Source organism: Rhizobium sp. AAP43 (assembly GCF_001296045.1).
Lineage (GTDB): Bacteria > Pseudomonadota > Alphaproteobacteria > Rhizobiales > Rhizobiaceae > Allorhizobium.
Genome location: NZ_LJHS01000045.1, coordinates 99,883 through 122,774, shown reverse-complemented (window position 1 = coordinate 122,774; position 22,892 = coordinate 99,883). Strand labels below are relative to the sequence as shown.

General features: G+C 60.8%; 24 protein-coding genes, 2 tRNA genes and 1 pseudogene. 13 read left to right on the top strand and 14 right to left on the bottom strand.

Annotated elements, in window-relative coordinates; translation table 11 throughout:
* Window positions 1–59 precede the first annotated feature (59 nt).
* Window positions 60–1,025, top strand: a complete 966-nt coding sequence (locus IP76_RS20055) for a LysR family transcriptional regulator (RefSeq protein WP_054159998.1) — start codon at window positions 60–62, stop codon at window positions 1,023–1,025.
* A 46-nt stretch (window positions 1,026–1,071) separates the two neighbouring features.
* Here the strand turns inward: IP76_RS20055 and IP76_RS20050 are convergent, their stop codons facing one another.
* From IP76_RS20050 to IP76_RS20035, 4 genes are all read right to left on the bottom strand, one after another.
* Complete coding sequence (locus IP76_RS20050; RefSeq protein WP_054159997.1) at window positions 1,072–3,093, bottom strand: bifunctional 2',3'-cyclic-nucleotide 2'-phosphodiesterase/3'-nucleotidase; 2,022 nt, start codon at window positions 3,091–3,093, stop codon at window positions 1,072–1,074.
* A 106-nt stretch (window positions 3,094–3,199) separates the two neighbouring features.
* On the bottom strand, window positions 3,200–3,514 hold the full coding sequence (locus IP76_RS20045) for a hypothetical protein (protein WP_156318654.1): 315 nt from the start codon (window positions 3,512–3,514) through the stop codon (window positions 3,200–3,202).
* A gap of 245 nt (window positions 3,515–3,759) precedes the next feature.
* Window positions 3,760–4,095 carry a PilZ domain-containing protein gene (locus tag IP76_RS20040; RefSeq protein WP_054159995.1) on the bottom strand — a complete coding sequence of 112 codons (336 nt, stop codon included), beginning with the start codon at window positions 4,093–4,095 and terminating at the stop codon, window positions 3,760–3,762.
* Window positions 4,096–4,201: 106 nt separating this feature from the next.
* Window positions 4,202–4,663 carry an Lrp/AsnC family transcriptional regulator gene (locus IP76_RS20035; RefSeq protein WP_054159994.1) on the bottom strand — a complete coding sequence of 154 codons (462 nt, stop codon included), beginning with the start codon at window positions 4,661–4,663 and terminating at the stop codon, window positions 4,202–4,204.
* Between the two features lie 158 nt (window positions 4,664–4,821).
* On the opposite strand from IP76_RS20035, the gene ald reads away from it, so the two are divergent.
* Window positions 4,822–5,940, top strand: a complete 1,119-nt coding sequence (ald, locus tag IP76_RS20030; RefSeq protein WP_054159993.1) for an alanine dehydrogenase — start codon at window positions 4,822–4,824, stop codon at window positions 5,938–5,940.
* A gap of 90 nt (window positions 5,941–6,030) precedes the next feature.
* Here the strand turns inward: ald and IP76_RS20025 are convergent, their stop codons facing one another.
* Window positions 6,031–6,537 (bottom strand): OmpA family protein, encoded by a 507-nt coding sequence (locus IP76_RS20025; RefSeq protein ID WP_245281520.1) that lies wholly within the window; start codon window positions 6,535–6,537, stop codon window positions 6,031–6,033.
* Between the two features lie 160 nt (window positions 6,538–6,697).
* Window positions 6,698–7,180, bottom strand: a pseudogene (locus IP76_RS20020) (DUF1203 domain-containing protein).
* Between the two features lie 186 nt (window positions 7,181–7,366).
* Between IP76_RS20020 and IP76_RS20015 the strand changes: the two are divergent.
* The gene (locus tag IP76_RS20015; protein ID WP_054159992.1) at window positions 7,367–8,284 is read left to right on the top strand and encodes a DUF4344 domain-containing metallopeptidase; all 918 of its coding nucleotides are present in this window, start codon (window positions 7,367–7,369) and stop codon (window positions 8,282–8,284) included.
* A gap of 138 nt (window positions 8,285–8,422) precedes the next feature.
* On the opposite strand, the gene IP76_RS20010 is transcribed toward IP76_RS20015, so the two are convergent.
* A complete protein-coding gene (locus IP76_RS20010) occupies window positions 8,423–9,106 on the bottom strand; it encodes an NUDIX domain-containing protein (RefSeq protein WP_054159991.1) in 684 nt (227 codons plus the stop codon).
* 140 nt (window positions 9,107–9,246) lie between these two features.
* Between IP76_RS20010 and IP76_RS20005 the strand changes: the two genes are divergently transcribed.
* On the top strand, window positions 9,247–10,269 hold the full coding sequence (locus IP76_RS20005) for an SPFH domain-containing protein (RefSeq protein WP_054159990.1): 1,023 nt from the start codon (window positions 9,247–9,249) through the stop codon (window positions 10,267–10,269).
* Window positions 10,266–11,201 carry an NAD(+)/NADH kinase gene (locus IP76_RS20000; protein WP_054159989.1) on the top strand — a complete coding sequence of 312 codons (936 nt, stop codon included), beginning with the start codon at window positions 10,266–10,268 and terminating at the stop codon, window positions 11,199–11,201. Before IP76_RS20005 ends, IP76_RS20000 begins: the two co-directional genes overlap by 4 nt.
* A 40-nt stretch (window positions 11,202–11,241) precedes the next feature.
* On the opposite strand, the gene sseA is transcribed toward IP76_RS20000, so the two are convergent.
* The 3 genes from sseA to IP76_RS19985 are packed head-to-tail and all read right to left on the bottom strand — an operon-like array spanning window position 11,242 to window position 14,487.
* Complete coding sequence (gene sseA, locus IP76_RS19995) at window positions 11,242–12,669, bottom strand: 3-mercaptopyruvate sulfurtransferase (RefSeq protein ID WP_054159988.1); 1,428 nt, start codon at window positions 12,667–12,669, stop codon at window positions 11,242–11,244.
* Window positions 12,670–12,690: 21 nt separating this feature from the next.
* Complete coding sequence (locus IP76_RS19990; RefSeq protein WP_054159987.1) at window positions 12,691–13,428, bottom strand: alanyl-tRNA editing protein; 738 nt, start codon at window positions 13,426–13,428, stop codon at window positions 12,691–12,693.
* A gap of 21 nt (window positions 13,429–13,449) precedes the next feature.
* Window positions 13,450–14,487, bottom strand: a complete 1,038-nt coding sequence (locus IP76_RS19985) for a cysteine synthase A (RefSeq protein ID WP_054159986.1) — start codon at window positions 14,485–14,487, stop codon at window positions 13,450–13,452.
* 379 nt (window positions 14,488–14,866) lie between these two features.
* On the opposite strand from IP76_RS19985, the gene IP76_RS19980 reads away from it, so the two are divergent.
* Entirely contained in the window at window positions 14,867–15,481 is a 615-nt protein-coding gene (locus tag IP76_RS19980; protein WP_054159985.1) for a DUF2799 domain-containing protein, read from the top strand.
* Window positions 15,482–15,644: 163 nt separating this feature from the next.
* Entirely contained in the window at window positions 15,645–16,040 is a 396-nt protein-coding gene (locus IP76_RS19975) for a hypothetical protein (RefSeq protein WP_054159984.1), read from the top strand.
* Here the strand turns inward: IP76_RS19975 and IP76_RS19970 are convergent.
* From IP76_RS19970 to IP76_RS19955, 4 genes are all read right to left on the bottom strand, one after another.
* Entirely contained in the window at window positions 16,013–16,918 is a 906-nt protein-coding gene (locus IP76_RS19970) for a hypothetical protein (RefSeq protein WP_156318652.1), read from the bottom strand. The two genes, IP76_RS19975 and IP76_RS19970, sit on opposite strands and share 28 nt — an antisense overlap.
* Window positions 16,919–17,024: 106 nt before the next feature.
* Window positions 17,025–18,479 carry a deoxyribodipyrimidine photo-lyase gene (locus IP76_RS19965; RefSeq protein ID WP_054159982.1) on the bottom strand — a complete coding sequence of 485 codons (1,455 nt, stop codon included), beginning with the start codon at window positions 18,477–18,479 and terminating at the stop codon, window positions 17,025–17,027.
* Between the two features lie 124 nt (window positions 18,480–18,603).
* Window positions 18,604–18,831 (bottom strand): hypothetical protein, encoded by a 228-nt coding sequence (locus IP76_RS19960; RefSeq protein WP_054159981.1) that lies wholly within the window; start codon window positions 18,829–18,831, stop codon window positions 18,604–18,606.
* A gap of 169 nt (window positions 18,832–19,000) precedes the next feature.
* Window positions 19,001–19,075 (bottom strand) — tRNA-Asn (locus tag IP76_RS19955).
* Between the two features lie 164 nt (window positions 19,076–19,239).
* Here IP76_RS19955 and IP76_RS19950 point away from each other — a divergent pair.
* The 6 genes from IP76_RS19950 to IP76_RS19925 all read left to right on the top strand — a co-directional run bounded on the left by IP76_RS19950 (window position 19,240) and on the right by IP76_RS19925 (window position 22,824).
* Window positions 19,240–19,527, top strand: coding sequence for a hypothetical protein (locus IP76_RS19950; RefSeq protein WP_197278389.1), 288 nt, complete (start codon window positions 19,240–19,242; stop codon window positions 19,525–19,527).
* Between the two features lie 139 nt (window positions 19,528–19,666).
* The gene (locus IP76_RS19945; protein ID WP_054159980.1) at window positions 19,667–19,921 is read left to right on the top strand and encodes a hypothetical protein; all 255 of its coding nucleotides are present in this window, start codon (window positions 19,667–19,669) and stop codon (window positions 19,919–19,921) included.
* A 207-nt stretch (window positions 19,922–20,128) separates the two neighbouring features.
* Window positions 20,129–20,202, top strand: a tRNA-Cys gene (locus IP76_RS19940).
* Between the two features lie 198 nt (window positions 20,203–20,400).
* The gene (locus tag IP76_RS19935) at window positions 20,401–20,724 is read left to right on the top strand and encodes a hypothetical protein (RefSeq protein ID WP_054159979.1); all 324 of its coding nucleotides are present in this window, start codon (window positions 20,401–20,403) and stop codon (window positions 20,722–20,724) included.
* A 157-nt stretch (window positions 20,725–20,881) separates the two neighbouring features.
* The gene (locus IP76_RS19930) at window positions 20,882–21,553 is read left to right on the top strand and encodes a protein-L-isoaspartate O-methyltransferase (RefSeq protein WP_054160034.1); all 672 of its coding nucleotides are present in this window, start codon (window positions 20,882–20,884) and stop codon (window positions 21,551–21,553) included.
* 221 nt (window positions 21,554–21,774) lie between these two features.
* Window positions 21,775–22,824 (top strand): PopZ family protein, encoded by a 1,050-nt coding sequence (locus tag IP76_RS19925; protein ID WP_082352638.1) that lies wholly within the window; start codon window positions 21,775–21,777, stop codon window positions 22,822–22,824.
* Window positions 22,825–22,892 lie beyond the last annotated feature (68 nt).

Below are 22,892 nucleotides of genomic sequence, written 5' to 3'. Positions count from 1 at the left end.
TAAAATAGTGATAATCTAGATTGATCCTATCGAATAATTGGATGGCTAGACGGTTCCTCATGGATGCAAATCCCACACTCGACCAGTTGCAGGTCTTTCTCGCGGTCGCCGATGCCGGCAGCTTTTCGGCAGCGGCGCGCCAGCTCAATCGCGCCCAGTCAGTGGTCAGCTACACCATTGGAAACCTGGAAGGCCAACTCGGTATCTCGCTGTTTGCCCGCAACGGCACCCGGCAATCCTTGCTGACCGATGCCGGCCGCGCCATGCTGAGCGACGCTCGGCGGATCGTTTCGGATCTGCAGGTCATGCGGGCCAAGGCGCACAGCATGGTGCAGGGCTTGGAGCCCGAGCTTTCGGTGGCGATCAGTGTCATGGTGCCGATGGGGGCGACGCTGTCGATCCTGCGGGACTTCCAGCAGCGGTTCCCGACGGTCTCCTTGCGCATCGAGGTTGGTGAACTCGGACGGATCATGGAACTGGTCACCAATGGCCGCGCCTCGATCGGCATCGGCGGAGCCCTGCTGGAGCAGGAGGATTCGCTGACTGTCGACAAGATCGGCCACAATTTCCTGCTGCCGGCCGCTGCGGCCGATCATCCGCTGGCGAAACTCGGCAGGACACTGACGCTCGCCGATGTGCGCGAGGAAACGCAGATCGTCGTCAGCGACGCATCGGACCTGACGGCAGGCCGGGATTTCAACGTGCTCTCCTACAAGACCTGGCGGGTCAGCGACATGGCCACCAAGCATCAATTGATCAGGGGTGGTCTCGGCTGGGGTGGGCTGCCGGCCTCAATCCTGCGCGAGGACCTGCGCAAGGGGCGGATCGTGCATCTCGACGTTCCCGCCTATGAGCAGGGATCCTACACGCTCTATGCTATCCGCAAGACGGCGACCCCGCCGGGTCCGGCCGCGGCCTGGTTGATCGAGGCGTTCCGGGACAAGCTTTCCAACTGCCCCGCGCCTGACTCGAACATGTCTTTCTCACCTCAACTGATAACGGAGAAAGTGGCCGCAAGCCTCTGATAGTTTTGGAACATGGCTCGCGACGAATCGCGAGCCATATTGAGGTTCAGAGTTGAATGCGGAAGCTCGCAAAACCGTCGCGGCCTTCGCCGGCATCTTCCATTTTCACCGAGGTGATCGCGGACAGGTACGCCCGCGCCTTGGGACCGGTCTCGAAGAGGACGCTGGTGTCGCCGATCGGGGCGAAAGACCAGTTGCCATCTGCAGACGGGCTGATCGTGCCCTGTTCGACGATATAGCGGACGATGATGTCGCGATTGGTGTCGGGGCCGACGAAGACAACTTTGTCTGAGGCGATCTCGGGGAATTTGCCGCCGCCGCCGGCGCGGTAATTGTTGGTCGCGACGACAAAGCGCTGTCCCGGATCAATCGGCTTGCCGTTATATTGGAGATCGAGGATGCGGCTTGATTCCGCATGCGCAACCTCTCCATCCTTGCCATAGCGCGCCGGCTTTGTCAGATCGATCCGGTAGCTGACGCCGTCGATCACGTCGAAATTGTAGGATGGGAAATCGGGATTGAGCAGGGCTGCATCCTTCGCGCCCTTGTCGATCTGGTTGAACATGCCGGCCGACATTTCCAACCAGTTCTTCACCTGCTCGCCTGTGATGACGACGGCCTGAATAGTGTTGGGGTAAAGATAGAGGTCGGCGACATTCCGGATCGCGATATTGCCGGCTGGAACATCGGTGAAGTAGTCGGGGCCACCCCGGCCGCCGGCCTTGAACGGGGCTGCGGCCGACAGGATGGGCAGATCCTTGTATTCACCCGCCTTCAGCATCTCGCGGATATACCAGGTCTGGGCATTGGAGACGATCTGCAGCGACGGATCGTCTGCAACGAGCGCGAAATAGGAATAGAGCGGCGCGTCGGTTTTGCCGACAGGCGTGCGCACATAATCCAGTGTTGCCTGATGCTCGGTCGTGATGGCCGTAACGACCTCCGACTTGTCCTTGGCATCGGCGACGATCTTGCGGTCGTCACCGCGGTGATAGATCGGCCGGGCCTCGCAGGTGAAGTCAACGATCTTCCAGCGCTGACCGTCCTTTTCGATCAGAAGATCGATCAGGCCCATATGCGAGCCCCAGAAGCCAGCCATGACGGCGGGTTTGCCGAGCAACGTGCCCTTGGTGGCATCGGCGCCGGGCACGTTTTCGAAATCCTTCGGGCCAGGAAAGACCAGATGCTGGTGCCCGGTGAAGATTGCATCAATGCCTTCGATGCCGGCGAGGTAGAGAGCCGCATTTTCCATGCCTTCGCGTTCGCCGCTGCCGTCGATGCCGGAATGGGAAAGCGCCACGATGATGTCGGCGCCTTCCTCCTTCATCTGGGGTACGAAGGCGCGGGCGGCCTGCAGGATGTCGCGGGTCTGGGCCTTGCCCTCCAGGTTCTTTGCGTCCCAGAGCATGATCTGCGGCGGCACGAAGCCGATGAAGCCGATCTTGATCGGGCTTTGCGCACCTGCACCATCGGTGATCATCCGCTCCAGGATCACATAAGGTTTGAAGAAGAGCGGATCCTGTTTTGGGTCGGCCGCCAGCATGCCTTTGCTCAGGTTGGCGCAGACGAAGGGAAACTGCGCGCCGCCCAGCGTGTTGAACATGAAGTCGAGGCCGTAGTTGAATTCGTGATTGCCGAGCGTGCCGCAATCATAGCCGAGCACGTTCATCGCCTTGATCACCGGATGCACGTCGCCGGCCTTCATGCCTTTCTGATAGGCCATGTAGTCGCCCATCGGATTGCCCTGCAGGAAATCGCCATTATCGATCAGCATGGAATTGCCGGCCTCGGCACGAATGGCGTCGATCAGGCTCGCAGTCCGGGCAAGACCCATCGTGTCATTCGGCTTGTCGGCATAATAGTCGTAGGGCATCACGTTGACATGGATGTCCGTGGTTTCCATCAGTCTCAGATGCGCCTGGTTGGCGGCGGCCCGGGCCGCGAAGGGATGCAGCGTCACGAGTGCTGCAGTCGCCGCGATGCCGCCGAGCAGGGCGCGGCGGGAGAGCGGTGTGGAAAGGGCAGGGGTAAGCACTGAGGAAAATGGCGAAGGCCGATGCAATGTCATGAAACACTCCCGAACGGTTCGGTTCTAAAACCGGGCCAGCTTAATCGCAAAGCCGAGAGTTGCATCCTCAAAATGACGGTTGTGTGATGGTGTGCGCCGGCCGCAACTAGAGTGGTGGCAATCCCGTGCCGCTGAGGAGTTGCGCGATGGCGGCATTGGGCGCCAGCATATTGACGGTCATCGTCCGGTCGACAACGGAGGAGAGCCGGATATCGAGCCGACCGAACTCTGCGCATTGGAGGTAGATTTCCGCATCATCGGGCAGCGACAGTGGTGCGGGCAGATCGAGGACAAGCATCGTATGGCCGATCTCTCGAATCCGGACGGAATATTGCCGTGCGCTATAGGTGAGCATGGCCCGGATATGGCAGGGCATGCGGAGCATGGCGGCACTGGAGTGCCGTGAGCTTTCTGCGGTCATAGAATTGCGTTCCGTCAATTGCGGCGTCATGCGTGACGCCACAATCCTGGCAATCCGTTAAATCCGTCTTGGCGAATTCGTTAAGATGCCGCGTATCATGGAAACGCGTTGTGTATCTCTGTAGATTTCCAGGCTGAAATCCATTGGATACCATGCGCTGGAGGGCTTGTTATGGAGGGGAGCGGGAGGCGCCGCTTGAGATCGGGGGGATGCGCAAGCGCCGAATCAGCGCGATTCTCACGCTGTCATCGATGAAGGACGGGCCTGTATTCGCGGTGGAAGTTGCGGAAATAGGCGTCGACCTTGGCCGCAGCATTGCTGTTGGGGCGGAACATGATGCCGAGCCTGCCGCTGTAATTCCAGCGAACGAGACCTTCCAGAAGTCCGATCTCGTCTGTTTCGATGGCCACTGTGCTGCCGGGGCCGGCATTCAGCTTGGTCGACAGCTCGATCGCCAGACCCGTCCGCGAGATGTCGATAATCCGCCCGGCGGCTTCCTGCTGGAAATACCGAACCTTGGTTGCAATGCGGCAACGGCTGCGGGGAGCCTTGCGAACATCCATTTCGAGAGTATTGGCCATTCCTGTCGTCCTGATAGAGGTCAATATGACGTAACATCAACAGTTATAGCAGGGACATGTAAGAGCCGGCTGAATCGAGTCATTACAATTTTGCCCGATTGCTACGTCAAAGTCCCACATTAGGACGCTCAATGATCTCTCGCAGCGCAAAGCTCGAATTGATTTTGACCACATGGGGCAGGGCCGACAGCCAGTCGCGGTGGATGCGCTCATAGTCTTCGAGATCCTTGGCGGCCACCCGCAGGATGTAATCATACTCGCCCGACATCAAATAGCAGACCAGTACATTGGGGCAGCGCTTCACCGCGGCCTCGAATTCGGTCAGTGTTTTGGCGAACTGGCCCGACAGGGAGATGTGGACGATGACCATCATCTTGTAGTCGATCGCCTTGTGCGAAAGCCTGGCGTGATAGCCGCTGATGACGCCCGCCTTTTCCAGCATGTCATGCCGTCGCGAGCAGGCCGACGGCGAAAGGCCGACGGTCTCTGCAAGCTCGGCATTGGTCATCCGCGCATTTTCCTGCAGCGCCCTCAGGATGGCACGATCAATGGCATCGAGTTCCGCCATTCGTAGATTCCTCCGATTTATGCATCGTTGACGCAAGATCCTGCGAAATTTCTGCGTCTGCCTCCTTCACTTTGCAAGGACATTCTGCGCGATCGATGCTTCAATTCCACCATCTCAATCCACAAGCGGCCAAGGCCCATATAAGAGAGGAACGCTGAATGCGTGTCGGTTGCCCGAAGGAAATCAAGAACCACGAATATCGTGTCGGTCTGACCCCCGGCGCGGTCAGGGAATATGTGGCTCATGGCCACGAGGTCCTGATCGAGACGGGAGCAGGCTCGGGCATCGGCGCCGATGACGGCGCATACAGGGCTGCAGGCGCGAAGATCGCCGCCTCTGCCAAGGACGTGTTCGAACAGTCCGACATGATCGTCAAGGTCAAGGAACCGCAGCCCTCCGAATGGGCGCAGCTGCGCGACGGTCAGCTTCTCTATACCTATCTCCATCTGGCCCCGGATCCGGAACAGACCAAGGGCCTGATCGCATCCGGCGTGACCGCGATTGCCTATGAGACAGTAACCGACGAGCGCGGCGGCCTGCCGCTGCTGGCGCCGATGTCCGAAGTTGCCGGCCGCCTTGCCATCCAGGCGGGGGCAACGGCGTTGCAGAAGGCCCATGGCGGCCGCGGCATCCTGCTCGGTGGTGTCCCGGGCGTGCTGCCTGCCAAGGTCACTGTGATCGGCGGCGGTGTCGTCGGCCTGCATGCTGCCAAAATGGCGGTTGGCCTCGGCGCAGACGTAACGATTCTCGATCGCTCCCTGCCACGCCTGCGCCAGCTGGACGATATCTTCGGCGGCCGGGTTCATACCGTCTATTCGACCATCGACGCGCTGGAGCAGGAAGTCTTCTCTGCTGATCTCGTCATCGGCGCTGTGCTGATCCCGGGGGCCGCCGCACCGAAGCTGGTCACCCGCGAAATGCTTTCCGGCATGAAGAAGGGCGCTGTGATCGTCGACGTTGCCATCGACCAGGGCGGCTGCTTTGAGACCTCCCATGCCACCACGCATTCGGACCCGACCTATGAAGTCGACGGCATCGTGCATTACTGCGTCGCCAACATGCCGGGTGCGGTTCCGGTGACTTCGGCTCATGCGCTCAACAATGCGACGTTGGTTCATGGTCTGGCGCTCGCCGATCGTGGTCTGCGCGCCATCGCCGAGGACCGCCATCTGCGCAACGGCCTCAATGTCCACAAGGGCCGCGTGACCAATATGCCGGTCGCCGAGGCGCTTGGATACGAAGCCGTGGCACCGGAAAAGGCGCTCGCCGTCGCCTGAGACGCGCAAGGCTGAAAACGGGAAAGGCGCCCCTGCAATGGCGGGGGCGCCTTTTTTAGAGCGCGTTCGAAGAGGCGTGCGGCTCGCGCCTCAGCGAACAAAATCGTCGATGCGGCGCAGGGTGACCCGGCGATTGCGCCATTCGTCCCGCTCTGCCGGCACGAGCAGATAGTCTTCGCCGTAGCCGACCGTATCCAGGACGCGCGCTGGCAATCCGAATTCGCGGACGAGCACCTGTTTCAAGGAGGCGGCGCGGCGGTCCGAGAGGATCTGGTTGGAATAGGCGGAGCCGACGGCATCGGTGTGCCCCTCGATTAGGAAACGCACCGCGCGTCGGCGACGCAGGATCCGCTCCATGGCGCCGGCGATCTGGCGCACCTTGCGATATTCCGAGCGTGGGATCTCTGCCGAACCCGTGGCAAAATTGATCGCCTGTATGTCGATCGAGGGGGCTGCGCGGCGCAGCTCCGGCCGACGCTTGAACTCGTTGATCGTCACCCGGTTCTGCGGCGCGACCTGACGCTGCGGGGCCGCATCGAGACGGCGAAGGATCATCTCCTCGCTCGGGGCCTCCTGCGCCATGGCAGCACCCGGCATGATGAAATCGGGCAGCACGACGCTCGGCAGGATGGCAGCGGCCCCGAATGCGAGGAGAAATTTGCGTCTGTCCATGATGTGCCCTCCAGTTTTCTTGTTCGACGGCAAGAGCTTTGCACGGGGAAGGTGAATTGCAACTGAACCACGCGTTGGTGCGGGTTCAGGGTGCCGCCGGGCTCCGGTCGACGCGGCACTGGTAGCAATTGTTGCGGGCCGATCGGATATGCAGGTCAGTGATCCGCAGATCGGTGAAAAAGGCTTCGGCCCGCGCCGGTATGGCTTCCGTTGCGACCACGCCGCCGCTGCAATAGACGATGCGATGATCCTCGCCATAGCCGCGCAGGATAGAGTCGGCGCCGGTGAGCATGGGCGGCAAGATTTCCAGCGCCTGATAGCGCGGGCAAGTCTCGGAATGCAGAAAGATCAGTCCGGTCTCGGCCTAAGGCTGGAGCTCGGGGAAGGGGCGATAGGCGAGCGTCAGATAGGCCTCGCCCTTGGCAATCTCGTCCAGGCAATGGCGGCACGGATAGCCACCGGGCAAGAGGCGTCTTTCCGGCGCCAGGCTGTAGGCGTCGAGACCGCCATTGCGAAGGGCCTCGGCGTCGCCGGAGGGCATGGCTTGGAATTGGATCGGCTGTGTCATTGGCGGGCCTCGGGCTGTGAGAGGGGGAGCGTCTCGGCAGACTGGCGCGCCAACCACGCGACCGCCACCCGTTTCCTGCGCAGCAATGTCCTTGTATCCCGACTGCAAAACCAAAAATGGCGATTCCGGTCGCTTAACCTCTCCTCTACATAATGGGCGAATCCAATTGGGGTTAGGGGCTCACACATGGTTTCATTCAAGTCCGCTGCCGCAGCCGTGCTCGCAACGCTTGCGGCCTCAGCCTTTACGCCTGTCTCATCCGCCACGGCCGCTGAACTGACGGCGGAACAGGTTGAGGAAGGGCAGCGGTTTGTCGTCAACAATGCGATTTTCATCCTGTTCCACGAGGCAGGCCACATGCTGGTCTCCGAACTCAATTTGCCTGTGCTCGGGCGCGAGGAGGATGCGGTTGATGCGCTGTCTTCTGTGCTCTTGCTCGGCGCCGAGGACGAGGATTTGAACACCACAATCCAGGACGCCGCCGATGGCTGGTTCCTGATTGATGAGGCCAAGGAGGATGGACCGCAGGAAGACGATTTCATGGGCACCCATGGCCTCGACCGGCAGCGGGCCTATGGCATCGTCTGCATGATGACGGGCGCCAATGCGGAATTCTTCAAGACCTTTGCCGATTCGCTCGACTTCCCCGAAGAGCGTCGCCAGGAATGCGTCTTCGAATACCAGAAGACCCGTGAAAGCTGGATGAGCCTGCTGGCGGCCAATATGAAGGAAGGCCAGAAGACCGCTTTCACCGTGACCTACGAGCCGGCCGGCAATGCCGACCTGCAGGGCTTTGCCGATCTCCTGAAGTCGGCATCCGTTCTGGAGACGATCGCCACCGTGTTTGGCGAAGGCTATAACCTGAAGGGTGGCATCAAGCTGACCGGCAAGACCTGCGGCACCGAGAATGCCTTCTGGAGCGCCCAGGATCGCGAGATCACATTCTGCTACGAAATGGCAGCCTTCCATGCCGGCCTGATCAGCACCTGGTTCGAAAACCAGGAGGAGGAAGCGGTAGCCGAAGACAATGGCACCGAGACTGAAGGCGATTCGGCAGACCAGGCGCAAAGTGGCCTGGGCGCCGTGAAGTTGAAGTCGAAGTGAGGCAAGCCTCTCCCGACGCCCGCGAGCGGCTGTCGTGCCAAAGCCTTTGCGGATGAACGGAGGTGCGGGAAGGCTCTCGCTCTTTGGTTTCGAGCACTTCCGGAGGCAAGACCGCTCCGCACCTTTGCTGGAATGGCTTCAGAGCACCCGATTGAACAGGACGGCGCGCGCCTCGTCCTTCAGCCGGTACACCTGTGGTGGCCGGTGGCTGGCGGCGCGTTTGACGCCTTCGACGGGCGTGACGAAATCGGCTTCCGCCATACGTTTCCGAAATGCGGACTTGTCGAGCGGTCGCCCGATCAGGTTCTCGTAGATCGCCTGCAGTTCCGGGAGCGTGAAATGCTCGGGCAGCAGATGAGCGGGCAGGGAACTGTATTCCACCTTATCGCGCAACCGGCGGATCGCAGCGTCCAGGATCCGGGCGTGATCAAAGGCGAGCGGCTCGGGCAGAGCCGTCTCGTCTGCTGGCACCCAGTGCAGCCGGTCGCCCTCCCGCTGGGTGATCTCCGCCACTTCATCCGCGGGCCGGATCAATGCCATATAGGCAATGCTCACCGACCAGCCGCGTGGGTCGCGTACCATGTCGCCGAAGCTTGCCACCTGCTCCAGATAGGGGGTCTCGACCCCGGTCTTGTCCCGCAAGACCCGAAGCGCTGCGTCCTCCAGCGTGCCATCCTCCTGGCCGTGCACATAGCCGCCGGGGAGTGCGAGAGCACCGGCAAAGGGCTCGGCATCACGGCGGACCAGCGCGCAGTGCAGCGCTCCGTTGAGCAGACGGAAGATGGCGACATCCACCGTCACGGCGAGTGGGGGATAGGTCATGACGCAGTCTCCTTCGCCTCCCTCATAGCGCCACAGCACCTTAGTTGAAAGTGAAAAATAACTTAGTTGACAAATTCCACAAAGGTGGATAGTTCAACGGCTGTGGCCGATCGGGCCGCAGGCAGGCGAAGGAGAATGCGATGTTCGGAGTAAGATACCTGAAGGCGATGCCGACCCAGTTCGTCATCCAGCATAAAGCTGGCAAGGTTTTCCGAAAGGGACCTGGCCTGTCGTTCTGGTACTATGAGCCGGTAAGTTCGATTGCCATTCTCCCGACCGGCACCGCACACGCACCTTTCATGTTCGAAGAGACCACATCGGACTTCCAGGAGGTGACGATCCAGGGGCAGACGACCTATCGGATTGTCGAACCCGAACGGGCGGCCGAGATGCTGAACTTTACCGTCAACCGGCGTGGCGCCTATGTTTCTGACGACCCTGATAGCATCGAACTGCTGCTGAGCGAGCAGGTGCAGGTTGCAATCCGGGCAGCCCTTCGCGGGTTGAACCTGCGGGCAGCCCTTGGCGCTGGCGAAGGCTTGGTCGATGGACTTCTGGCAAGCCTGAAACAAAGCGGCGCCATCGGCTCGCTCGGCATTGATGTCGTGGGCCTCTCGATCCTGGCCATTCGCCCGAAGCCGGAGACGGCCCGCGCGCTGGAAGCCGAGACCCGCGAGCAGCTGCTGAAGACCGCAGACGAGGCCATCTATGCCCGGCGAAATGCGGCCATCGAGCAGGAGCGGTCGATCCGGGAGAACGAGCTTGCCACCGAAGTGGCGGTGGAAAACAAGAAACGCCAGGTCCGTGAAGCGGCCATGGATGCCGAGCGTGCCGTGCTTGAGCGCCGGATCGACATCGAGCGCGCCGAGATGGCCGCCCAGATCGCCCGCGAGGCACAGAACCGTGACCTCGTCGAACTGGCAACCGCCAACCAGCGCGCCGAAGCCGATGCCAAGGCCTATGGCATTGACCGGATGATGAAGGCCTTCGAGGGGGCCGAGCCGAAACTTCTGCAGGCGCTTGCCTCTGTCGGCATGAACCCGCAGCAGCTGATGGCGCTCGCTTTCCGCGATCTCGCCGACAATGCCGGCAAGATCGGCCAGTTGAACATGTCGCCAGACCTTCTGCGCGAGATGATGCAGGCACCGGAGCGCCGGGGATGAGCAAGGATACCGACCGCAAGGCGGTCATGGTGGTCAGGGAGACGCGGCTGGAGGAGCTCACCCGCCGCTTCAACACCCGCCAGCAGGCGCGCTTCTACCTCGAACATCTCGGCGCCGACTACGGCGACTATCTCACTGAGCATGAACACTATGCCCAGGCCGTTGCCGAGGCAGAGGCCGCACTTCGCCAGCGGCTGCGGGTTCAGAAGCTCGATCGGCGCTATCTGCCCAATTTCGTCTTTGGCGGCGACGATATCGTCGTCGTGCTTGGCCAGGACGGACTGGTGGCCAATACGCTGAAATATCTCGACGGGCAGCCGGTCATCGGCGTCAATCCTGATCCCGCGCGCTGGGACGGCGTATTGCTGCCATTCGTGCCCAAGGATCTCGGACGCCTGATGCCGGACCTGCTGGCCGGCAGACGGATGCTGGATACGGTGACCATGGCCGAGGCGCGGCTGAACAACGGCGCTTCGCTGCTGGCCGTCAACGATCTCTTCATTGGCCCGAAGAGCCATGTCTCTGCGCGCTATGTGCTGACCCTGGGGGAGCGATCCGAGCGCCAGTCTTCCAGCGGCATCATCGTCTCGACCGGCCTTGGCTCGACCGGCTGGCTGCGCAGCATCTATGCGGGCATGGCAGCCGGTCTGTCGGAACTTGGCGGGCTGGACGGCGACCTGCCGGATGGTGCCTTTGCCCGCAATGCCCCTGAACTGCACTTCACCGTGCGTGAGCCCTTTCCGAGCCGCACGACCCGAGCCTCGCTCGTGCTCGGGCGCTTCGGTTCCGATGGGCCGCTCGAAGTCCTCTCCGAAATGCCGGAGAACGGTGTTATCTTCAGCGACGGGATCGAGGCTGACTATCTCGAGTTCAACAGCGGCATGCGCGCAACCATCGGCATTGCGCAACGTGAAGGCATTCTCGTTACGTGATGCCTGGATGCCCTATCATTCCGCGCGTATGAGGACGGCTCTACAGGCTGCCACGCACCACGAGCGCCGTGAGTTCCGCCTCGCTGATCGGGTCGACGAGCGCATTATAGGTTGAGACCGGCGAGAAGCCGAACTGCTGGTAAAGCTGCAACGCGCGGGGATGATCGAGCGAATTGGTCGTGACTGTGACCTTCTTCGGATTGGTGGCCCAGGCCGCATAGAGACATTGCAGCAGGAACCACTTGCCGATGCCAAGGCCGAGCGCATGCTCGAAGAGGCCGAAATAGGAGAGTTCGACGAGATCGTCCGTCTCCTGCGATAGCTCGAAGAAGCCGGCCGGCGCACCGTTGACGTAGAGCACCGAGATCGACACTTTCGGCGCGTGGATGAGCGCCTTCAGTTGGGCATCCGGCAGGCGCAGACGCTCATACCAATGCCAGCGCGCGCCAACCTGGCGGTGCAGGAAGCGATAGAAGGACAGCGGGATTTCATGCGTGCGCATGATTGCCGTCTGAATATTGACCGGCACCGGCAGGCTCGACTTTGGCGGCGCGGTCATTTCGAGCTTCGTCACATGTGCCGTGAACGGGCCGGAGGTTTTCGACGCGAGTTGATCGGCAGCGCCTGTCGCCACCGGCGTGTCGGCCTTGGACCCCCATTCCGACCAGGAGCCGTCATAGAGCGAATTGTCGGTATGGCCGAGGCTTTCCAGTGCCAGCGTCACGACCGCTGCCGTCACGCCCGAGCCGCAACTTGTGACCACCGGATTGTTGAGGTCGATGCCGGCGCTGGTGAAGATCGAGCGCAGCGTGGCGAGATCCTTCAGGCGGCCGTTTTCCGACAGCGAGGCGGCCGGCACGCTGCGTGCGGCCGGCATATGGCCCGAGCGCATGCCGGCGCGGGGTTCCGGCTCCTCGCCGGTAAAGCGGCCAGCAGGACGCGCATCGGCAATCTGCTTTTCGCCACTGTCGGCAATTGCCGACATCTGATCGAAGGACGTGAGTTTCGCCCGGTCGAACTTTGCTTCGAAGGTGACAGGCGCCGGTTCCGGCAGGTCGGTTTCAACAGGGCGGCCTTCCGTCTTCCAGCCGTCGAAGCCGCCGTCAAGCACGTAGACGCGGCGCGCCCCCATGACGCGGAACATCCACCAGACTCGGGGCGCGGAGAAGAAGCCGGGGCCATCATAGACGACAATCGTATCCTCGGCGGAAATGCCGAGCTGACCGACGGCCTGGGCAAAGAAGGATGGCGAGGGGAGCGAATGGGGAAGGCCGGTGGTCGTATCGGCAATCACGTCCTGATCGAAGAAGACGGCACCCGGAATGTGGCCGCTTGCATATTCGGCCGCACCATTGCGGCCGTGGGCGGGCAGATACCAGGATGCGTCGACAAGCTTGAATTCGGGAGATCCGAGGTTCTTTTCGACCCAATCCGCCGACACGACGAAACGGCTTTTCTCACCGGACATGCACTTCTCCCGTATCTTCTATCAGGCAGAAGCGTCCGGGGCTCCAAAGCGAATGCGGAACCGGCGGTTCTCCTTGCCCTTCTTTTCAATCTTGGCGATATGAATCGCGCCGACCTCCTGGGTCTCGGAAACATGTGTGCCCCCGCAGGGCTGGCTGTCAACGGCGGAGTTTTCCCCGATGCAGACAAGGCTAACGCGGCCGAGGCCGACCGGCGGGCGGACATTCTTCGACTTGACGATTCCCGGATTGGCCGCGAGCTGTTCGTCGGTGATCCACTGTAGATAAACGGGGTGGTTTTGGCCGACGAGTTTCATCAGGTCTGCCGTCACCTGATCCTTGTCAATCGTCTCCGACATGTCGAAATCGACGCGGCTCTCCTCCTCGCCAACGGCAGCTCCTGTGATCGGATAGGGGCAGGCGACGGAGAGAAGATGGCAGGCGGTGTGCATGCGCATCAGCTTGTAGCGGCGTGGCCAGTCGACATGCAGCACGAGATTTTCGCCAGGCGAGGGCAGGGGCTCGCCATCGGCCGGACGGTGGAGGATCACATCCTTGCTGGCCCCATGGCGCGTTTCGGAAAGCTGGATGCGGCTGCCATCCTCGCGCTCGAAGAAACCGGTATCGCCGGGCTGGCCGCCCGACGCGGCATAAAAGCAGGTCTGGTCCAGCTCGATCGCGCCATCCTCATGCACCGCTGTGACCACCGCCTCCGCTGTCGCCAGATAGAAATCGTCGCGGTAAAGGGCGATGGTGGTCATGGCAATGCTTTCGGATGAGGATCAGGCCGTCTCGAAGGGCAGGTCGAAATCGGCGCGCTTTTCGAGCCAGGTCGGGATCGGCAGACCCTTGGAGCGCAGGAAATCCGGGTTGAACAGTTTCGACTGGTAGCGATTGCCATAGTCGCACAGGATCGTCACGATCGTATGGCCCGGGCCGAGATCCTTTGCCAGCCGCATGGCGCCGGCAATGTTGATGCCGGAGGAGCCGCCGAGGCAAAGGCCTTCGTTCTCGACAAGGTCGAAGACAATGTCGAGCGCTTCGGAATCGGGGATCTGATAGGCGAAGTCAGGCGTGAAGCCTTCGAGGTTGGCCGTGATGCGGCCCTGGCCGATGCCCTCGGTGATCGAGGAGCCTGCCGATTTCAGCTCGCCGTTCTTGTAATACTCGTAAAGCGCTGCGCCTTCCGGATCGGCAATGCCGATCTTGACGCCGGGCTTTCTGTTGCGAAGACCGATGCCGGTGCCGGCAAGCGTGCCGCCCGAGCCGACTGCGCAGATAAAGCCGTCGACCGCGCCGCCGGTCTGCTCGAAGATCTCGCGCGCCGTCGTTTCGATATGCGCATCGCGATTGACAGTATTGTCGAACTGGTTGGCCCAGATCGCACCATTGGGCTCGGTCTTGGCAAGCTGGGCAGCGAGCCGTCCGGAGATCTTCACGTAGTTGTTCGGGTTCTTGTAAGGCACCGCCGGCACTTCGACGAGTTCTGCGCCGAGCAGCTTCAGCGCATCCTTCTTCTCCTGGCTCTGGGTTTCCGGAATGACGATCACGGTGCGATAGCCAAGCGCCTTGGCCACCAGTGTCAGCCCGATGCCGGTATTGCCGGCCGTGCCCTCGACGATCACGCCGCCGGGACGAAGCAACCCGCGCCGCTCGGCATCCCGGATGATGAAGAGGGCAGCGCGATCCTTGACCGACTGGCCGGGATTGAGGAATTCGGCCTTGCCGAGGATCGTGCAGCCGGTCGCCTGCGAGGCGCCCTTCAGCCGGATGAGCGGGGTATTGCCGATCGCTTCGAGAACCGAGGGATGAAATGCCATGATGCCTGCCTTTTCGTCTGACGCGGACACTAGAACCAAATGCGCGGGTAAGAAAACCACCGGGGCCAGAGATTTCGTCTGTATGGACAAGAATATGATGGGCCGGGGTTGCAACGTGTGAACAGGTCTTTTCGGCGCGACGGCGAAAGAAGGCAAGGAATGGCTTTTCGTGCGTGGGCGGGGCGAGGGAAAAACCATCTGCTTCACCACCGGTCGTGGTGTCGAAGAGCCGAAACGACGGATCGACACGGGCCAATTTAGGGAGCACTCATCGCTTCCATAGGAACGTCTGTGCAAGGCCCTCTCCGCGCGCTTGGATGAGATGCGGCGACCCGCTATGGTTGCCAGCCAAGGCTTGAGGTCAATTTGGGGGGGCAGCATGCGTATCTATCTCTGGGCGGCAGTCGGCATCGCCCTGGCCGCGCTATCTTCGTGCAACTCCATGTCGAAGGAAGAGTGTGCGGCCGCCGATTGGTCTGTCATCGGCCAGGCGGATGGCGGGGCGGGTGAAAATCCGCAGGAGCGCTTCGCCGCCCATGTCAAATCCTGCGCCCGCATCAATGTCGTGCCGGACCAGACCACATGGTATCAGGGCTATCAGGTTGGCCTGACCCGTTATTGCACGCCGCTGAATGGCCTCAGCCGCGGCGAGGCGGGCGACGCCTATTACAATGTGTGCCCGTCTGAGACGAGCACCGGCTTCCTGCGCGGCTATGGCCTTGGCCAGCAGGCCTACCGCGCCCGCTCGCGCATCTCCTCGCTGAAGAGCGATGTATCGTTCAAGGACATGCAGATCGACCGCAATTACGAAGCGATCAAGCGGACCGAGGACGGCAAGATGCGCCGCACCCTGCGCGACGAGATCGACCGTCTGGAGCGCGACATCCGCCGCGCCGAGCGCGAGATCGCCGATCTCGAATTCGATCTCTATGCGATCGAACGGGATATCGAAGCCTTCCGGCGCAATCCGAATGGGCCGGTGCCGGGGTATTGAGGGAGCTGGTTGTTATGCTGACTGACAGGCGACAGCTGCCTATACCTGAATTCAGCATCGGGAATGCGATTAAGTAATTCCCTAAATTTTTAAGGGTTTGATTAAGAGGAAGGTTGGAATCCGGGCGTAACCTGAGGGCTCACACGTCAGTCAGGATGTCCCCATGATATTCCTTCTTTCGCTTATGGCATGTGTATTCCTGGTGATCGCCAGGGGGCTTCAGATCCAGAGGGACTTGGTCACTCGCCAGTATTCCTGGCGAAGTGCAGCCCTGGTCTCTGTCGCGTGGCTGGTCACCTTTGTCCCAAGCCTTCAATCGGCCTGCACAGGCTGGGGCTGCCGCTGGAGCGTCAGCGTGGTCTGGCTGGCCAACCAGTTGCGCGAAGTGCCGACATTCGGTCGCCTGAGCCAGGATCAGGTCACGACCATTACGATGCTGCTGGTCGGGCTGCTGACCATCCTGTTCCTTGGTCAATTGCTGGGATGGCTTCTCTACGGCACGCAACGCCTTCTGCGGCGACCTGCCAGCGTTCAGCACGGCTCGCGTATCAGAGATTGATAATAGGGGTCAGCAAGGGTCTGTCTGGCTTCGCGTTGCATAAGGTCAAACTTCTCGCTTATGTGCTTCTTATAGGCGCCGAGCGTGCCGTCGAACCGAAACGTATCTCGCGAAAACAGTGTTTTGAGTGCGATCAAATCGTAGAGGCAGATATTCTTCACGTTATCTGCCATCCATTGCCGTTTTGCAGACGTGCTTTCGGCGAGCTCTTCCGCGCCTATCTCGCGCCGCCAGCGCTCTTGGATCAGGGATCGCGGCTTGAACGTTACCTTTATGTCTTTTGCGGCTAGGAGGATCTGGAGAATCTCTTGCTGAATGACATTGTTGGCGATGATCTCGTCCTCAGCGGTCTTCCCGCCACCAAATTCCGACATCGCGGCATAGGCAAAGGGTTCTTGCCGATCATTTGCGAAAATGACGCCCATGCCATTCGTGTCCATGGGAATGTCAATGGGCTTGGTCGCGCCAACCTTGCTGGCAATGAAGGAGATATCTTCGATTATTTTTAGTTTCGCTTCATAGCCACCTGCATGAATATGCACATGGAGGAAGGTGAGACTGGAACAGGCTGTGACATTGTCGTGAAAGGTCTCCTCGATGTCCAAAGCGGTGCTGGTTCGTATCAACGACAAAAAGCGCTGAACGCGAAATCTGCTTGCCTCCGACGGGGTGCCGACCACGCAGACGTGGAGAGGATTGCCCCAACGGGTGACCATCCGATTGTCGTCGTTCTCGCCATCTGCGACCGCGCTGATGAAGAAACGCGTGAAGTCTTCCGTTTCCTCGTTGGGTTGGCGCAAGGAAAAGATGCTGGCTACAACGGCTGGGATCAGGAATGTGCCGGCGACCATAAACCAGCGGTGGAGTGATATCGTCATTGGGATGCCCGCAGCGGGTTATGAGCTTGCAAACCGTTAACATGGGTCTCTGCGGGTCGCCATGGCTCCCCTCGTGCAACTTTTGATTTCAATTGGTGATCTCAGCTCACTCCGCCCTCAGCTTCTGAAACGCCGCCATCGCCGCGTCCCTGGCCTTGCTGTGATCCACAATCGGTGCCGGATAGGTCTTGCCGAGGCTGACCCCTGCGTCCCTGAGCACCGTTAGCGGTGCGTCAAACGGGCGGTGGACGAATTTGTTCGGCATCGCCTTCAGTTCCGGCACGAATCGGCGGACGTAAATGCCCTCGGGGTCGAATTTCTCGCCCTGGGTGATCGGGTTGAAAATGCGGAAGAAGGGCGCGGCGTCGGCGCCAGAGCCGGCGACCCATTGCCAGCTGGCGGCATTCGAGGCCGGGTCGGCATCGACGAGCGTGTCGCGGAACCAGCGCTCGCCTTCGCGCCAGTCGATCAAAAGGTCCTTGATCAGGAACGAGGCGACAATCATGCGCACGCGGTTGTGCATGAAGCCGGTCTGCCAGAGCTGGCGCATGCCGGCATCGACGATCGGGTAGCCTGTCTCACCCTTCTGCCATTTTTGAAGCAGGTCTGGTGCATCCTGCCAGGGGAAGGCATCGAACTTGGCGTTCCAGTTCCTGGTCGCGAGATCGGGGAAGTGGAAGAGCAGGTGGTAGGAGAAATCGCGCCAGACCAGTTCCTTGCGGAAATGGATGGTGTCTTCGCTCGAATAGTCGTCGGAAAGGCCGCGCGTTGCCTGCCAGACGGACGCTGGCGAGATTTCGCCGAGCGCCAGGTGCGGTGAGAGCATCGAGACATGCGGCTCAGCGGCAAAGTCGCGGCGTTCACGATAGCCCTTGAGGCCCGTCTTGATGAAAGCGTCTAGACGATGATGCGCGCCAGCCTCACCCGGTGTCCATACGTCATTGAAGGGGGCAGCCCAGTCGGGTTTGGTCGGCAACAGAGCCCAGCGCTCGAGCGCTTCGCTCTCTGGCCAGTCCGCCGGTGCAGAAAGCGCTTTTGGCGCGGGGATTGGTTCCGCTGGCTCGCCTGATCCATCCAGCGCTCGCCAGAAGGGTGTGTAGACGCGGAAATGTCCGCCGGCCCCGGTTTTCAACTTGGTCGGTTCATGCAGGATCTGGCCGGCAAAGCTGCGCAGCTCGAGGCCGCGTTCGGAAAGCTCGGCCTTGATCGCGCGGTCGATTACGATTCCTCGCGGATCGTAGCGGCGGTTCCAGAAGACGGCGCTGGCCCCGGTTTCCGCAATCAGTGATGAAAGAACGCTGTCGGCCGGACCTGAGCGCAATACAAGCCTCGCGCCGAGCGTCTCCAGGCTCGCGGCAAGGGCGGTGAGCGAATGATGCAGCCACCAGGCTTGTGCGGCCCCCAAGGGGCCGGTGCCGGCCGACCCGGGTTCGCGGATGTAGACGGGCAGAATACGAAAGCCCTCGTCGACGGCGGTCGAGAGGGCTGCATTGTCGGCCAGTCTCAGATCCTTGCGGAACCAGAGAATCAGGATCTTTTCAGAGGGATTGGATGCGGGCATGGGGCAGTGACCTGTGCGGCGGGGTAAGAAGGTGCTTACCCACGCCGTACGAAGCCCGTCGCGTGAAGGATCATTGCGACGGACGATTTATATCGGCAATCGCCGAGGATCGGTCCGTCGCGGGTCAGGCGGCGACCCGGCTGCGTCCGGCGAGGCGTGCTTCTTCGGCGCGGATCATGGCCATGATCTGGTCAGCGCTTTCACGCACGAAAAGACGGTGCAGCTTTTCGGCAACGGGCGCTGTCGTGAGGAGGCATGTATAGCCCTCGCGCTGGTACCAGCGGAAGTCCACCACGTTGTTCATATTGACGAAAAAGGGAAAACCGTCCCCGTCGTGAAGCTGCAGCCACATTGGCCGATCTCCTTCTCGTGCCACTCGTTCTGGGACTGAATTAGCAGGCAAAGGTGAAGAGGATGTTTCGCCGGGCGGCATGATCGCACCGTTTTGACACAAAATCCGTCTGGACGTGCAAAAAGAAAAAGGCCCGCAGCTTAGAAAGCGCGGGCCTTTTAGAATGAGATGGCTCCCCGGGCCGGATTCGAACCGGCGACCTGTCGATTAACAGTCGAATGCTCTACCGCTGAGCTACCAGGGAACAGCCGCTTGCGGCGGTGTGAGCGGGGTAATACTGATGCGCGTCGGATTTGCCAAGCGGTTTTTCAAAAAAAATGTCGTCTTCTTGTTTTATTTCGGTGGATCACCAACTCAGCCTTGCGCGTTGTTAGCGCAAAAGGCTTGGTTTTCAGGAGTGTTCGACAGGTGTCCAAGGGATTTTACCGGCTGGATCATGCGCGTGGTCGATTGAAGCTCGGGTCTGTGGAGATCCCCGTGCCGAAGTCTCGCGCCGGACGCATTGCCGTCGGCTCGGCCTTTATCGGCGGCGGCGCGCTTGGATTTTTGCCCATTCTCGGATTCTGGATGGTACCGGTCGGTCTGCTGGTCCTGTCGCATGACCTGTCTTCCGTTCGCCGCAGCCGCCGCCGCATGGCCGTATGGTGGAACAGGCGCAATGCGCCGAAGAACACGGATGCGCCGACATCCCGATAAAAGGGCCGATACACGATTTAATTGCGCCCGACCTGTCAAATGCAAATGCGGGTGTATCTCTCTCTCTGTATGATTCGCAGTCTGTTGGAGTAACCGAACGGCGATGGGCCTTACCGGTTCCCGGCGATTGCGAGGAAAAATGTACTATGTGGACCAGGATGTCGGGACGTTGATCCTGACGCCTGCCGATCTCCAGATCATCACCCACGCCATGCTCTCCGTTGGAGCGACCGGCGCCGGTGCCGAGGCGATTGGCCATCGGGAGATCGTCGGAAAGGCGGTTATCCGTCTCTATACGGCCGGTATGACCGATCCCGACCTTTTGACGGATGCGGCAAGGATCATGGCCGCTACTCGTTTGCTCGATCACGCTCCCCGGCAGGAGGTTGCCTGATTCTGCCAGGGCACCATGGCGGAGGGGCCGCATGTTCCCGGGGGTGTTGCGTAGGGCAGCGATCGTCTGCGATGCCTGCTGTCCGGGAACCTCGATGCATGGCGCGTCTCGTTGCCGACGAAAAGCGCTGGTTTTTGAAAATCCCTCTTGCGGTTTTTCTGGGATGGTTCTAAACGACCGCCACCACACGCACTTTTCTACTCGGATGGCCTCGTGGCGGAGTGGTGACGCAGAGGACTGCAAATCCTCGTACCCCGGTTCAATTCCGGGCGAGGCCTCCAAATCTTCCGATTTCCCTTTTGAATGGCGATAGTTGCAAGCGACGCTTTGTCGTTGAGGCAATGATCGGCCAAATTTGCGCCTAACCGGGCTTCAGGCCCCTCCAGATCGGATAGGCCCGATATTGGTCGAGCCATGCGCTTGCGGCAAAGGCTGGGCGCGCTAGAGGCTTTGCGGTATCAACACGCGGAGCCCCCATCATGCGCAAACATCTTTCGCTTTCCCTCATCATTTCCCTTCTGTCGCCACTGGCCGCATCTGCCGAGAACCTGAACTTCACGCTGGAAAACGGCACGGAGAACATGATCGTGCAGTTCCATGTCTCGCCGGAAGGCGGCGGCAAGTCGGTCGAACTTCTGAAGAAAAAGGGCTTGTACGGCGGCAAGTCCCGCGCACTGACGATTTCCGACGACTCGGATGCCTGCGTCTACAAGATCCGCGCCGTTTTCGAGGACGACAGCTATTACGACGTGCGCGACAAGGTCGATTTCTGCGAGACGGGCAGCTACACAATCGGCAATTGATGACGCGCGATTCTGCGCTGCAACAGCCCCGTGCGACAGTTTTGCCGCATGGGGTTTCAGATAAACTGTTCGCCACAGCGCGGCCTGACTTGAAAGCCGGACGCCCTGCAATTAAGACACGGGGTGAAATACGACCGGCCAAATGGGGCGACAGGACATGATCGATTACGAAGCCGCACGCATCAAGATGGTGGAAAACCAGATCCGCACGACGGATGTCACCTCGCATTCGGTACTCAATGCCTTTTTGAGTGTGCCGCGCGAAGCCTTCGTCGCCGCTGAGCTCAAGCCACTTGCTTATATCGACGAGGATCTGTTGATCTGTCCGGCGTCTGGCAACAATCCGGCCCGATACGTCATGGAGCCGTCGCCGCTCGCCAAGCTGTTGCAGCTGGCCGCGATCGGTCGCGATGACCTCGTCCTCGAAGTGGGCTGTGGTTCTGGTTATGCTGCCGCAATTCTGTCGCTGGTGGGTGGCTCGGTTGTGGCCGTCGAATCCGACGAGGCCCTGGCTGCCAAGGCGACCGAGACGCTGTCTTCGCTTGGCTATGACAATGTCGCTGTCGTCACCGGCAATCTTGAGGCCGGCTATCCGGCCGAGGCACCTTATGATGTGATCTTCGTCAACGGCGCTGTCGAACAGATGTCGCCGGCTCTTCTCGATCAGCTGCGTGAGGGCGGTCGCCTGGTTGCGGTGGTCGGATATGGCAATGCCGCACGCGCCCGTCTTTACGTCAAGAATTCTGGCCAGGTCTCCTATACCGAGTACTTCAACGCTGCCGTGATGCCGCTGCCCGGCTTCCGCAAGGCTGCTGAATTCGTATTCTGATCCGCGCCATCAGCGCGACAGTCGAAAGGCCCGCCATGTGCGGGCCTCTTTCGTTTTAGGCAACACAAAACTGTGCATCAGGAACGATCCCGGGCGAGTGTGACCTTTGCGTGATTTTTTTCCCAAGCGGCGTATCCTAGGGTACAGCGAATCGGTGCGGCTCCGCTCGCTGGCCGGACATTTTGAAGACACCGGATACCATGAAGACAACGGGGACAAGTATGGCTCAGCCAAGCGTAGTGCGTGAACCGTCTATGGAAGAAATACTGGCATCGATCCGCCGGATCATCGAAAGCAATGATCCTGCGACAGCCGGTGAGGTGGTTGACGAGCTTGACGGTTATTCGGCGGAGGCCATGGCAGCCGACGAGCGCGCGCAGGAAACAAGCTTCGATGCCCCGGTGTTTGCACCCGCAAACGATCTTCGGCCGAACCTCGCTTCGGAGCGCCCCATGACATCTGATCGCCCGGCAACGTCCGAGCGGTCTGCGGCGCTGGAACGCATGATTGAACCGGCCCGCATGGAACCGGTGCGCGTCGAGCCTGCTCGCACGGAGCCCGTCCGTCAGGCGCTGACGCCGGCCGCCCCCGTCGAGGCGCCCAAGAGCGTTTCGCTTGCCGATCTGGCTGCGCGCGTCCGGCTGGCCGCCGAACGCACCGAGCGCCCGGTGCAGCAGGCTTCTGTGATGGCCTCGCCACGCGGCGAGCGGCCAATGCCGAGCCAGGCGCCGAGGCTCTCTGAAATACGCGATGCCGAACGCCGGCCCGGCGAGGAGCTTCGCGCACAGATGAATGCAGCGCCGGCCATGGAACCGCCGCAAGTCTCGGAAACAATCGCACCTTCAATGCCGATTCTGGAGCCGCGCGCAGACGTGCCGCCCACACGGATCGCATCCGTTGAAGTGAAGATTGAGAAGGGTGAGCGTTTGTCTTTTGAAAATACCGCGTCGAGCATGGCGTCCCGTTCCGAGCCGGCTTTTGAGCCGGTGGCAGCCTGGAACCCGCCGGCCGAGGAAAAGATCGAGAGCAAGGTCGATGGTAACAGCGACCTTGCCGCACTGGTCTCCGTCGCGACCGTACAGCAGGTTTCCCGCTCCTTCTCCGATCTCGCCGCTGCCATTGATGGCCAGCAGCGCCGCTCGCTCGATGAAATGGCCGAGGACATGTTGCGCCCGATGCTGAAGGAATGGCTCGACGACAACCTGCCGACGCTGGTGGAGCGCCTCGTGCGCGAAGAAATCGAACGCGTCGCACGCGGCCCGCGGCGCTGATCCTTCATCCCATTGGGAATTGGGGGCCGCTCGCAAGAGCGGCCTTTTTTATTGACTTGGTTTTGCCA

Bases quoted from the DNA above. Each gene is read 5' to 3' on its own strand.
- IP76_RS20000 (WP_054159989.1), top strand. From the start codon at position 10,266: ATGAGCAAGGATACCGACCGCAAGGCGGTCATGGTGGTCAGGGAGACG.
- IP76_RS19960 (WP_054159981.1), bottom strand. From the start codon at position 18,831: ATGTGGCTGCAGCTTCACGACGGGGACGGTTTTCCCTTTTTCGTCAAT.
- sseA (WP_054159988.1), bottom strand. From the start codon at position 12,669: ATGTCCGGTGAGAAAAGCCGTTTCGTCGTGTCGGCGGATTGGGTCGAA.
- IP76_RS20010 (WP_054159991.1), bottom strand. From the start codon at position 9,106: ATGACCTATCCCCCACTCGCCGTGACGGTGGATGTCGCCATCTTCCGT.
- IP76_RS19985 (WP_054159986.1), bottom strand. From the start codon at position 14,487: ATGGCATTTCATCCCTCGGTTCTCGAAGCGATCGGCAATACCCCGCTC.
- IP76_RS20040 (WP_054159995.1), bottom strand. From the start codon at position 4,095: ATGGCCAATACTCTCGAAATGGATGTTCGCAAGGCTCCCCGCAGCCGT.
- IP76_RS20025 (WP_245281520.1), bottom strand. From the start codon at position 6,537: ATGCCGGGTGCTGCCATGGCGCAGGAGGCCCCGAGCGAGGAGATGATC.
- IP76_RS19925 (WP_082352638.1), top strand. From the start codon at position 21,775: ATGGCTCAGCCAAGCGTAGTGCGTGAACCGTCTATGGAAGAAATACTG.
- IP76_RS19980 (WP_054159985.1), top strand. From the start codon at position 14,867: ATGCGTATCTATCTCTGGGCGGCAGTCGGCATCGCCCTGGCCGCGCTA.
- IP76_RS20035 (WP_054159994.1), bottom strand. From the start codon at position 4,663: ATGGCGGAACTCGATGCCATTGATCGTGCCATCCTGAGGGCGCTGCAG.
- IP76_RS19930 (WP_054160034.1), top strand. From the start codon at position 20,882: ATGATCGATTACGAAGCCGCACGCATCAAGATGGTGGAAAACCAGATC.
- IP76_RS20015 (WP_054159992.1), top strand. From the start codon at position 7,367: ATGGTTTCATTCAAGTCCGCTGCCGCAGCCGTGCTCGCAACGCTTGCG.
- IP76_RS20005 (WP_054159990.1), top strand. From the start codon at position 9,247: ATGTTCGGAGTAAGATACCTGAAGGCGATGCCGACCCAGTTCGTCATC.
- IP76_RS19965 (WP_054159982.1), bottom strand. From the start codon at position 18,479: ATGCCCGCATCCAATCCCTCTGAAAAGATCCTGATTCTCTGGTTCCGC.
- ald (WP_054159993.1), top strand. From the start codon at position 4,822: ATGCGTGTCGGTTGCCCGAAGGAAATCAAGAACCACGAATATCGTGTC.
- IP76_RS20045 (WP_156318654.1), bottom strand. From the start codon at position 3,514: ATGACCGCAGAAAGCTCACGGCACTCCAGTGCCGCCATGCTCCGCATG.
- IP76_RS19970 (WP_156318652.1), bottom strand. From the start codon at position 16,918: ATGACGATATCACTCCACCGCTGGTTTATGGTCGCCGGCACATTCCTG.
- IP76_RS19975 (WP_054159984.1), top strand. From the start codon at position 15,645: ATGATATTCCTTCTTTCGCTTATGGCATGTGTATTCCTGGTGATCGCC.
- IP76_RS20050 (WP_054159997.1), bottom strand. From the start codon at position 3,093: ATGACATTGCATCGGCCTTCGCCATTTTCCTCAGTGCTTACCCCTGCC.
- IP76_RS19935 (WP_054159979.1), top strand. From the start codon at position 20,401: ATGCGCAAACATCTTTCGCTTTCCCTCATCATTTCCCTTCTGTCGCCA.
- IP76_RS19990 (WP_054159987.1), bottom strand. From the start codon at position 13,428: ATGACCACCATCGCCCTTTACCGCGACGATTTCTATCTGGCGACAGCG.
- IP76_RS19945 (WP_054159980.1), top strand. From the start codon at position 19,667: ATGTACTATGTGGACCAGGATGTCGGGACGTTGATCCTGACGCCTGCC.
- IP76_RS20055 (WP_054159998.1), top strand. From the start codon at position 60: ATGGATGCAAATCCCACACTCGACCAGTTGCAGGTCTTTCTCGCGGTC.